The following is a 9,214-nucleotide window of genomic DNA, read 5'->3' on the forward strand; positions in this document are numbered from 1 at the left end:
GGTGTGGTCGAATGGGCGCCCGAGGAATCCGAATTCACGGTGGGAGATCGGGTTTCGGCATTCGGGATACTTGGCGGCTTCGCCGAGCAGGTGCTTGCACCGGCGGCCAACGTGACCCGCAGCCCCGTCGAACTCGACGACGCCCAAGCGGTGTCGCTGCTGGTGAACTACAACACCATGTATTTCGCGCTGGCCCGCCGGGCCGCCATGCGGCGAGGCGACAGCGTGCTGGTGCTGGGTTCGGCGGGCGGGGTGGGCACCGCGGCCATCCAGGTGGCCAGGGCGATGGGTGCGAGCAAGGTCATCGCGGTGGTACATCGCACGGGCGCAACGGATTTCGTCGCGTCACTGGGCGCCGATGTGGTGCTGCCGCTGACCGACGGTTGGGCTCAGGCGGTCCGCGAACACACCGACGGCCGGGGCGTGGACATCGTTGTCGACCCGGTCGGTGGCGAGGCCTTCGACGATGCCGTGCGAGTGCTGGCCATCGACGGCAAGCTACTGGTCATCGGCTTTGCCGCCGGTGCGATCCCGACGGTCAAGGTCAACCGACTGCTGCTGCGCAACGTCGGCGTGCTCGGCGTGGCCTGGGGTGAGTATCTGCATCAGGTGCCCGGTTCGGCGGGGCTGTTCGCCTCGGGCCTGAACCAACTGGTGTCGGCAGGATTGAAACCACCACCGCCGCAGCGGTATCCGCTGTCGCAGGGTCGTGACGCGCTGCAATCCCTGGCCGACGGCCGGGTGTTCGGCAAAGTCGTGCTCGAGCCCTGACAGCGCAGCTCCCTCTTAGAAAGGCGCCGCACCCCTCAATGGTGGCGGCGCCTTTCCATCCCGCCTGTACTAGAACGCACTCGAGAATGCGGCGGCGATTTCAGAGATCGTGTTTTGCAAGACCTCGAACTCAAAGCCCCCGGCCAGCGTGACCAACGCGGTGTCCGCCGCAAGCGGCAGGCCGAGAGCGTCGAGCAGGCCGCCGCCGTTGGCCAGGGTCTCCGTGAACAGCGAGACGTCATAAGCGGGCATGCTGGTCACCAACGAGTTGATGATGTCGGCCGTCGGTAGCAGCGCGGAGTACGCCGCCGACGATGCGGATGTGAGCGCATTGATGAGGTCGGTCAGCGCCCCTGACGGGTCGGCGGCGAGGCCGGCATGCACTGCTGCCATTGCCTCGGCGATGCTCTGCCCCGCCGATCCCGGGTCGAGCGTCGACGCGTAGGGGTCGACGCCGTTTATCAAGTTCTGGAAGCCTTCCTTGGTGTCGGCGATGAGCGTGGTGAACACGTCCTTCACGCTGACGTCAGGGAAGAGCCCGAACGGGGTGTTTATGTCGGCCGGCGAACCAGCGTCCACGGAGTAACCGAGAGTTCCGTCGCCGTAGCCCAGGTTGATCAGATACGTCAGGTCGGGTCCCAGCAACTCCTGCAGCGGCGTCGGCAGCAGCGCGACGAGTGGTGCGGTTTCGCCGATCATGTAGTAATTGGTCAGGCTGTCGGTTGCGCCGTCCGCCAAGGAGCCCGGCAGCAGAGTCGCACCGGCGATCTCTCCGCCTGTCGGGCCGCTTCCGTCGATGCCAGCGTTCAGGTAGGTGCCGTGAATCGTGGCGATACCCAGGAACGCGTTGAGATCGGACAGGAAGTTCAGCGGGTAGCGCGGGAAGTCGGTGAAGCCGTCGTATTCCAACGAGTAGATGTTGGTGACGTAGTCGTCGGCCGGGGTGAAGCTGTCAAACGACACACCCAGCGCGGGCAGACTCAACGGGTCAGACACCACGTGGCCGGACGACAGCGTGAAGCCGTCGAAGCGTGAGAGCAGACCGCCGTTGGGGTTGCTGGGGTCACCGAGCAGCAGGAACTGCGGGTCCAGTGCTCCCGTGTGCTGCGCTCCGGTGGGGTCGAGTTGCTGCATGACGTAGCTGGAGATCGTCGAGCTCTGCGAATAGCCGAACACGATTGGCGTCTCCCCGGCGTTCTGCTCGGCCGCGATCGTGCTTTCCAGAATCTGCATGCCCTGGCCTACCGAGGTGCTGCCTGATGGGAAGCCATTGGCATCGGAGGGGTAGTTGAGCTCCAGAGTGTGCACGCCGGTTAGCGGATACAGACCTTCGGGCGTGAACAGGCCGTTTCCAAAAAATCCTGGTGAACCCGGGTCGGTTGACGTGGCCTGGTAAAAGGTGATGTCAGGGTACAGCGGGCCGTGCGGGATGCCCGGGTTGTTCAGGTACAGCGCGTCAGCAGCTCCGACATAGGTCGGGCCGGGGATGGGTAGGCCGCTGCCGCCCATGACTAGGCCGATGTCGTCCTCGGTGTCGGCGTGCGCGTAACTGGAGTTCATCATCGCCGCGAGGCTCAGGACACCCGCACCAGCTGTGGCGACCATTCCCAGGCCCATAAGACGAACCGTGCGAGCTGACATTTTGCGACCTTTCGGGGCTCTGGGCTCTTGGTCGTCAGGGCTTTTACGCGGCCCCGGCGGCGCGGGTATTCAACATATGTTCTACTCCCTTTGCGGGGCACTGTCTGAGAAATACACAGGTTTTCGTTGGCTAAAATTAAGTTTCCGAAGGATGGGGTGCCAAATCTCAAACGTCTCAGCAATCCCTGCAGCCACTAGCTGAGGTGGGTTGCTCTTTTCAAAACGAGAGCGCGGGTGATATCGCAGGCGATCACGTTTCGAGAAGCGCGCCGCGCCTCAACTCGGGGGACTCAGCCCAACAGTGCCTGGCGCAGCCGGTTGATGTCGGCTTCGGTGATGTCCGCGCTGCGGAAGTATCCGTCGAGCGAGCCGAAGTTGTCGTCGATGGTCCGCCGTGCGGCGTCGAGGTATTCCGCGCGCACCCCGAGCACCTCTTCGGACAGGCGCGCTTCGGTGATTGACATCAGTTCCGGCGTCATGTCGACGTCGGCCCGCTGCCGGATCGCGTCCAGGATCCGCTCCCGTAAATGCGGGACGGCCTGATTGCTGCGCAGGAAGTCGGTCACGATCGCATCGCGATCGACACCGGCGGCCTCCAACACCAATGCGACGGTGAAGCCGGTGCGGTCCTTGCCGGCGAAACAGTGCGCGAGCACAGTGCGCCCGTCAGCCAGCAGATTGACGACGCGGTGTAGCGCGTGCTGGGCTCCGGGGTAGGTGGGGAACCGGCTGTACTCGTCGACCATGTAGCGGGTGGCCGCCTGGCTGACCGGCTCGTCATCGGGCTTGTCTTCCAATAGCCGCTTGAATGCGTGTTCATGGGGTGCTTCGCCGTCCGGGTTGACCTCGTCGGGCGCCAGGTCCGGGATGGGCAATAGGTGGATGTCGACACCGCCCGGCACCAGTCCGGGGCCGTGGCGCAATACCTCACTGCGCGAACGCAAGTCGGCGACATCGGTGATGCCCAAGCGGCGCAACTCGTCGCGGCCTTCGTCGCCCAGCTCACTCAGTTCGCCGGAGCGGAACAGTCGGCCGGGTTGTAGTACACCGGTGGTGTCGGCGACGTCGCGAAAGTTCCAGGCGCCCTGCAGATCTCGCAGTCCGGTCGTCATCTAGGTGACCGCCGCAGCGAAAGCGCTTTTCTCCCGGCCGATCTCAGCGCGCGCGATGGAACGCATATGCACCTCGTCCGGCCCGTCGAAGATACGCATCGCGCGCTGCCAGGCGTAGAGCCGGGCCAGCACCGTGTCCTCGCTGACGCCGGCCGCCCCGTGCACCTGGATGGCGCGGTCGACGACATCGCAGGCCATCTGCGGGGCCACCGCCTTGATCTGGGAGACCAACAGATGGGCCGCCCGGTTGCCGTGCTGGTCGATCGTCCAGGCCGCTTTCTCGCACAGCAGCCTGGCTTGATCGATTTCGTTGCGGGACTTGGCAATTGCATGCTGAACCATGCCCTGGTCGGCCAGCGGCCGGCCGAAAGCGATCCGGGTGTTCGCCCGGTTCACCATCAAGGCCAGCGCGCGTTCGGCTCCACCCAGTGCGCGCATGCAGTGGTGGATGCGTCCCGGGCCGAGGCGCGCCTGGGCGATCGCGAAGCCGGAGCCCTCCTCGCCGAGCAAGTTGGTGGTCGGCACCCGGACGTTGTCGTAGATGATTTCGCAGTGCCCGGGTTGGTCCTGGTAGCCGAACACCGATGTCGAGCGGACCACTGTCACGCCAGGTGTGTCGATCGGGACCAGGACCATCGACTGCTGCTGGTGGCTCGCCGCCTCAGGGTTAGTGCGGCCCATGACAATCAGGATCTTGCAGCGTGGGTCCGCGGCGCCCGACGTCCACCACTTGCGCCCGTTGATCACGTAGTCGGCGCCGTCGCGCACGATCGAAGTCTCGATGTTGCGGGCGTCGCTGCTGGCGACCGCGGGTTCGGTCATCGAGAAGCCGCTGCGGATCTCGCCGTTGAGCAACGGCTCGAGCCATTGCTTGCGCTGCTCCTCGGTGGCGAACAGGTGCAGCGTCTCCATGTTGCCGGTGTCCGGTGCCGCGCAGTTGATCGCCTCGGGCGCGATCTCCAGGCTCCATCCGGTCAGCTCGGCGAGCGGGGCGTAGTCGAGGTTGGTCAGCCCGGATTCGGCCGGCAGGAACAGGTTCCACAGACCGGCGGCCTTGGCCTTGACCTTCAGCTCCTCGATGATCGGCGGAACGGTGTGGTCGCTCGGGCCGACTTCTTCGCGGTACTTGTCGTACTCCGCCTCGGCGGGGAAGACGTAATCGGTGATGAACTCGCTCAGCCGCTTGTGGTAGTCGCTTGCTTTGGCTGACATCGCGAAGTCCATGACCGTCACGATAAGCCACCCGTGACGAGGCCACACCGGGGGCGCAAGATGAACGCCATGACCGACGCCCGCCCGCCGCTGCCACCGTTCACATTGGAGACCGCGATCCAAAAGGTTCAGGCCGCTGAGGACGCGTGGAACAGCCGGGATCCGCAGCGGGTGAGTCTGGGTTACACCGTCGATTCGCAGTGGCGAAACCGTGGGGAACACATCGTCGGCCGTGCGGCGATCGTGGCGTTCTTGACCGGGAAATGGCAGCGCGAGCTCGACTACGCCCTGCGTAAGAGTCTGTGGAGCTTTCACGACAACCGCATCGCGGTCCGGTTTCAGTACGAGTGCCGCGACGCCTCCGGACAGTGGTGGCGCAGCTACGGCAACGAATTGTGGGAGTTCGACCAGGCCGGGCTGATGGGTCGGCGCGAGGCCAGCATCAACGACGTCGCGATCGACGAGTCCCAGCGCCGTTACTTCGGCCCACGGGCCCCGGCGGAACACGGCCGGGACTTTCCACTTTGGTGACCTTGGCCTCCGGTGACTCCTCCCGCCTCGGGGAGGCGGGAGGAGCAGCCGGTCGATCAGGTTAGGGTTGTTGCCGATCTACCGGGGTTAGGGAGTACAGGAAGTAGATGCGGACGCCATGACACAAACGCAGACGACGGTCGGCGTGGTTGCCGAGTCGGGGGCCGACGAGCGACGGGTCGCGCTGGTCCCGAAGGCAATCGCGCCGCTGGTGAAAAGCGGCGTCGCGGTCGTAGTGCAGTCGGGTGCCGGCGAGCGCGCGCTGCTTCCCGACGCGTTGTACACCGAGGCCGGGGCCACCATCGGCGATGCCTGGTCGGCCGACGTCGTCGTCAAAGTCGCTCCGCCGACCGCTGACGAGGTCGCCAAGTTGCACAACGGCCAGACGCTGATCGGTTTCCTGGCCCCCCGCAACGCCGACAACGCGATCGGCTCGCTGAAGCAGGCCGGCGTGCAGGCGTTCGCCTTGGAGGCCATTCCCCGGATCTCCCGCGCGCAGGCGATGGACGCGTTGTCGTCGCAGGGCAACGTCGCCGGATACAAGGCGGTGTTGCTGGCCGCTTCGGAGTCGACCCGGTTCTTCCCGATGCTGACCACCGCGGCCGGCACCGTGAAGCCGGCCACCGTGCTGGTCCTCGGCGTTGGCGTGGCCGGGCTGCAGGCCTTGGCGACGGCGAAACGGCTGGGTGGGCGCACCACCGGCTACGACGTTCGGCCCGAGGTGGCCGACCAGGTCCGCTCGGTCGGTGCACAGTGGCTGGACATCGGCATCGACGCCGCGGGTGAAGGCGGCTACGCCCGCGAGCTCACCGACGAGGAACGCGCCCAGCAGCAGAAGGCGCTGGAGGACGCGATCAGCGGGTTCGACGTGGTGATCACCACCGCGCTGGTCCCGGGCCGTCCGGCACCCAAGCTGGTCACCGCTGCCGCCGTCGAGGCGATGAAGCCGGGCAGCGTGGTCGTCGACCTGGCCGGCGAAACCGGCGGCAACTGCGAGCTCACCGAGCCCGGCCAGACCGTCGTCAAGCACGACGTCACCATCGCCTCGCCGCTGAACCTGCCGGCAACCATGCCCGAGCACGCCAGCGAGCTCTACAGCAAGAACATCACCGCGCTGCTGGACCTGTTGATCAAGGACGGCTCGCTGGCCCCGGACTTCGACGACGAAGTCATCGCGGATTCATGTGTCACCCGCGGAGCCGGCGACGAAGCAGAGCGCAGCGATGCGGAGGAGCGGCGCGACGTTGGAGAGGACTCCTAAATGCACGGGATGTATGACGAACTTCTGTCGAACTTGGCGATCCTGGTGTTGTCGGGATTCGTCGGGTTCGCGGTGATCTCGAAAGTGCCCAACACGCTGCACACCCCACTGATGTCGGGGACCAACGCCATCCACGGCATCGTCGTGCTCGGCGCGCTGGTGGTTTTCGGCGAGGTTGAGCACCCGACGCTGGCGGTGCAGATCATCCTGTTCGTGGCCGTGGTCTTCGGCACGCTGAACGTCATCGGCGGCTTCATCGTCACCGACCGGATGCTCGGCATGTTCAAGGGCAAGAAGCCTGCCAAGACGCAAGAGGTCGCCAAATGAACTACCTGGTGATCGGCCTCTACGTCATCTCGTTCGGACTTTTCATCTACGGCTTGATGGGCCTGACCGGGCCCAAGACCGCGGTGCGCGGCAACCTGATCGCCGCGGTCGGCATGGCGCTGGCCGTGACAGCGACGCTGATCAAGATCCGGCATACCGACCAATGGCCGCTGATCATCGGCGGACTGGTCGTCGGCATCGTGCTGGGCGTCCCGCCGGCCCGGTTGACCAAGATGACCGCCATGCCGCAGCTGGTGGCGTTCTTCAACGGCGTCGGCGGTGGCACGGTCGCCCTGATCGCGCTCGCGGAATTCATTGAGACGCATGGATTTTCGGCGTTCGAGCACCACGAGTCGCCGACGGCGCACATCGTCGTCGCGTCGCTGTTCGCTGCGATCGTCGGGTCGATCTCGTTCTGGGGCTCGATCATCGCGTTCGGCAAGCTGCAGGAGATCATCTCCAGTGCGCCGATCGGTCTGGGCAAGGCTCAGCAATTGGTCAACCTGCTGCTGCTGGCCGGATCGATCGTCGCCGCGGTAGTCATCGGGGTGCACGCGCACCCGGGCAGTGGCGGAGCCTCGCTCTGGTGGATGATCGGCCTCCTGGCCGCCGCCGCGGTGCTGGGCCTGATGGTGGTGCTGCCGATCGGCGGCGCGGACATGCCCGTGGTGATCTCTCTGCTCAACGCGATGACCGGTCTGTCGGCCGCCGCCGCGGGCCTGGCGCTGAACAACACCGCGATGATCGTCGCGGGCATGATCGTCGGCGCCTCCGGTTCGATCCTGACCAACCTGATGGCCAAGGCGATGAACCGGTCCATCCCGGCGATCGTCGCCGGCGGGTTCGGCGGTGGCGGCGTGGCGCCCGGCGGCGGCGACAGTGGCGACAAGGTCGTCAAGTCGACATCGGCAGCCGACGCCGCGATCCAGATGGCTTACGCCAACCAGGTGATCGTCGTCCCGGGCTACGGGCTCGCCGTGGCGCAGGCCCAGCACGCCGTCAAGGACATGGCCACGCTGCTGGAGGACAAGGGTGTCGCGGTGAAGTATGCGATCCACCCGGTCGCCGGCCGGATGCCCGGACACATGAACGTGCTGCTGGCCGAGGCCGAGGTCGACTATGACGCGATGAAGGACATGGACGACATCAACGACGAGTTCGGCCGGACCGACGTCGCGATTGTCATCGGCGCCAACGACGTCACCAATCCGGCGGCCCGCAACGACGCGTCCAGCCCGATCTACGGCATGCCGATCCTCAACGTGGACAAGGCCAGGTCGGTGATCGTGCTCAAGCGGTCGATGAACTCCGGGTTCGCCGGCATCGACAACCCGCTTTTCTATGGCGAAGGCACCACGATGTTGTTCGGTGACGCGAAGAAGTCGGTGTCCGAGGTCGCGGAAGAACTGAAGGCGCTCTAACCGGCCCGGTGGTTATACGGGCGGGTAGGCCGGCGGCGGGTAGCCCTGGCCGTCGGTGACGCCACGCAGGCCCCACGGCAGGTACTTGAAATAGAACTCGAGTTCGTCGGAAAAGTCGTAGCTGGGATCAGGATCCGGTTGCATCTGACTACCTCCCGAGTCGGTACGCGTTTCATGCAGGAGTCTAGTCCCGGCGGGCAACGCGCAACAGTGAACTGTCGTGTTGCCTAGACTACCCAACTAGTTGATTGACTCCGGGTAGGTCCCGGACTGCCGATAGCGAGTAGACATGCCATCCGAGAACGGGCTCACCCGCCGCGAGGAGCTGCTGGTTGTAGCCACCAAGTTGTTCGCCGCCCGGGGCTATCACGGCACCCGGATGGACGACGTCGCCGACGTCGTCGGGCTGAACAAAGCCACCGTCTACCACTATTACGCCAGTAAGTCGCTGATCCTGTACGACATCTATCAGCAGGCCGCCGAGCGCACCCTGGCCGCCGTGCACGACGATCCGACCATGTCGGCGCGCGAGGCGCTGTACCAGTACACCGTGCGGCTGCTCAACCAGATCGCCGCCAACCCCGAGGGCGCAGCGGTGTACTTCCAGGAGCAGCCCTACATCACCGAATGGTTCACCGAGGAGCAGGTTGCGGCGGTCCGGGAGAAGGAAACCCAGGTCTACGAGCACGTGCACGGCCTCATCGACCGGGGCATCTCCAGCGGAGAGTTCTACGAGTGCGACTCGCACGTCCTGGCGCTGGGCTACATCGGCATGACGCTCGGTGCCTACCGCTGGCTGCGACCGAGCGGGCGGCGCAGCGCCAAGGAGATCGCCGCCGAATTCAGCACGGCCCTGCTGCGCGGCCTGATTCGCGACGAGGCGGTCCGGGTGGACTCGCCGCTGGGCACACCCAGGACGGAGACCGTCGCACCATGAC

Annotated in this window: 10 protein-coding genes; 6 read left to right on the forward strand and 4 right to left on the reverse strand. The window is 65.6% G+C overall.

Annotated elements, in window-relative coordinates; genetic code table 11:
• Positions 1 to 771, forward strand: a 771-nt coding sequence (locus WAO18_RS07805; protein ID WP_422205265.1) for an NADPH:quinone oxidoreductase family protein, incomplete at its 5' end; no start/stop codon positions are given.
• A gap of 69 nt (positions 772 to 840) precedes the next feature.
• Here WAO18_RS07805 and WAO18_RS07810 read toward each other — a convergent pair.
• From WAO18_RS07810 to WAO18_RS07820, 3 genes are all read right to left on the reverse strand, one after another.
• Entirely contained in the window at positions 841 to 2,388 is a 1,548-nt protein-coding gene (locus WAO18_RS07810; RefSeq protein ID WP_422205267.1) for a PE-PPE domain-containing protein, read from the reverse strand.
• A 314-nt stretch (positions 2,389 to 2,702) separates the two neighbouring features.
• Positions 2,703 to 3,524 (reverse strand): tyrosine-protein phosphatase, encoded by an 822-nt coding sequence (locus tag WAO18_RS07815; protein WP_422205268.1) that lies wholly within the window; start codon positions 3,522 to 3,524, stop codon positions 2,703 to 2,705.
• Positions 3,525 to 4,736: an acyl-CoA dehydrogenase family protein gene (locus tag WAO18_RS07820; RefSeq protein WP_422205281.1), complete on the reverse strand. Its 1,212-nt coding sequence runs from the start codon at positions 4,734 to 4,736 to the stop codon at positions 3,525 to 3,527.
• Positions 4,737 to 4,805: 69 nt separating this feature from the next.
• On the opposite strand from WAO18_RS07820, the gene WAO18_RS07825 reads away from it, so the two are divergent.
• The 4 genes from WAO18_RS07825 to WAO18_RS07840 all read left to right on the forward strand — a co-directional run bounded on the left by WAO18_RS07825 (position 4,806) and on the right by WAO18_RS07840 (position 8,276).
• Entirely contained in the window at positions 4,806 to 5,267 is a 462-nt protein-coding gene (locus WAO18_RS07825) for a DUF1348 family protein (protein ID WP_422205270.1), read from the forward strand.
• A gap of 118 nt (positions 5,268 to 5,385) precedes the next feature.
• The gene (locus WAO18_RS07830) at positions 5,386 to 6,528 is read left to right on the forward strand and encodes a Re/Si-specific NAD(P)(+) transhydrogenase subunit alpha (protein WP_422205272.1); all 1,143 of its coding nucleotides are present in this window, start codon (positions 5,386 to 5,388) and stop codon (positions 6,526 to 6,528) included.
• A gap of 9 nt (positions 6,529 to 6,537) precedes the next feature.
• On the forward strand, positions 6,538 to 6,855 hold the full coding sequence (locus WAO18_RS07835; RefSeq protein WP_422205274.1) for an NAD(P) transhydrogenase subunit alpha: 318 nt from the start codon (positions 6,538 to 6,540) through the stop codon (positions 6,853 to 6,855).
• Positions 6,852 to 8,276, forward strand: a complete 1,425-nt coding sequence (locus WAO18_RS07840) for an NAD(P)(+) transhydrogenase (Re/Si-specific) subunit beta (protein ID WP_422205276.1) — start codon at positions 6,852 to 6,854, stop codon at positions 8,274 to 8,276. Before WAO18_RS07835 ends, WAO18_RS07840 begins: the two co-directional genes overlap by 4 nt.
• Before the next feature lie 12 nt (positions 8,277 to 8,288).
• On the opposite strand, the gene WAO18_RS07845 is transcribed toward WAO18_RS07840, so the two are convergent.
• On the reverse strand, positions 8,289 to 8,420 hold the full coding sequence (locus tag WAO18_RS07845; RefSeq protein ID WP_156751530.1) for a hypothetical protein: 132 nt from the start codon (positions 8,418 to 8,420) through the stop codon (positions 8,289 to 8,291).
• Between the two features lie 145 nt (positions 8,421 to 8,565).
• On the opposite strand from WAO18_RS07845, the gene WAO18_RS07850 reads away from it, so the two are divergent.
• Positions 8,566 to 9,213 (forward strand): TetR/AcrR family transcriptional regulator, encoded by a 648-nt coding sequence (locus tag WAO18_RS07850; RefSeq protein WP_422205279.1) that lies wholly within the window; start codon positions 8,566 to 8,568, stop codon positions 9,211 to 9,213.
• Position 9,214 lies beyond the last annotated feature (1 nt).

This window comes from Mycobacterium sp. (assembly GCF_049278535.1).
GTDB lineage: Bacteria > Actinomycetota > Actinomycetes > Mycobacteriales > Mycobacteriaceae > Mycobacterium.

Bases quoted from the DNA above. Each gene is read 5' to 3' on its own strand.
- WAO18_RS07810 (WP_422205267.1), bottom strand. From the start codon at position 2,388: ATGGGCCTGGGAATGGTCGCCACAGCTGGTGCGGGTGTCCTGAGCCTC.
- WAO18_RS07815 (WP_422205268.1), bottom strand. From the start codon at position 3,524: ATGACGACCGGACTGCGAGATCTGCAGGGCGCCTGGAACTTTCGCGAC.
- WAO18_RS07820 (WP_422205281.1), bottom strand. From the start codon at position 4,736: ATGTCAGCCAAAGCAAGCGACTACCACAAGCGGCTGAGCGAGTTCATC.
- WAO18_RS07825 (WP_422205270.1), top strand. From the start codon at position 4,806: ATGACCGACGCCCGCCCGCCGCTGCCACCGTTCACATTGGAGACCGCG.
- WAO18_RS07830 (WP_422205272.1), top strand. From the start codon at position 5,386: ATGACACAAACGCAGACGACGGTCGGCGTGGTTGCCGAGTCGGGGGCC.
- WAO18_RS07835 (WP_422205274.1), top strand. From the start codon at position 6,538: ATGTATGACGAACTTCTGTCGAACTTGGCGATCCTGGTGTTGTCGGGA.
- WAO18_RS07840 (WP_422205276.1), top strand. From the start codon at position 6,852: ATGAACTACCTGGTGATCGGCCTCTACGTCATCTCGTTCGGACTTTTC.
- WAO18_RS07845 (WP_156751530.1), bottom strand. From the start codon at position 8,420: ATGCAACCGGATCCTGATCCCAGCTACGACTTTTCCGACGAACTCGAG.
- WAO18_RS07850 (WP_422205279.1), top strand. From the start codon at position 8,566: ATGCCATCCGAGAACGGGCTCACCCGCCGCGAGGAGCTGCTGGTTGTA.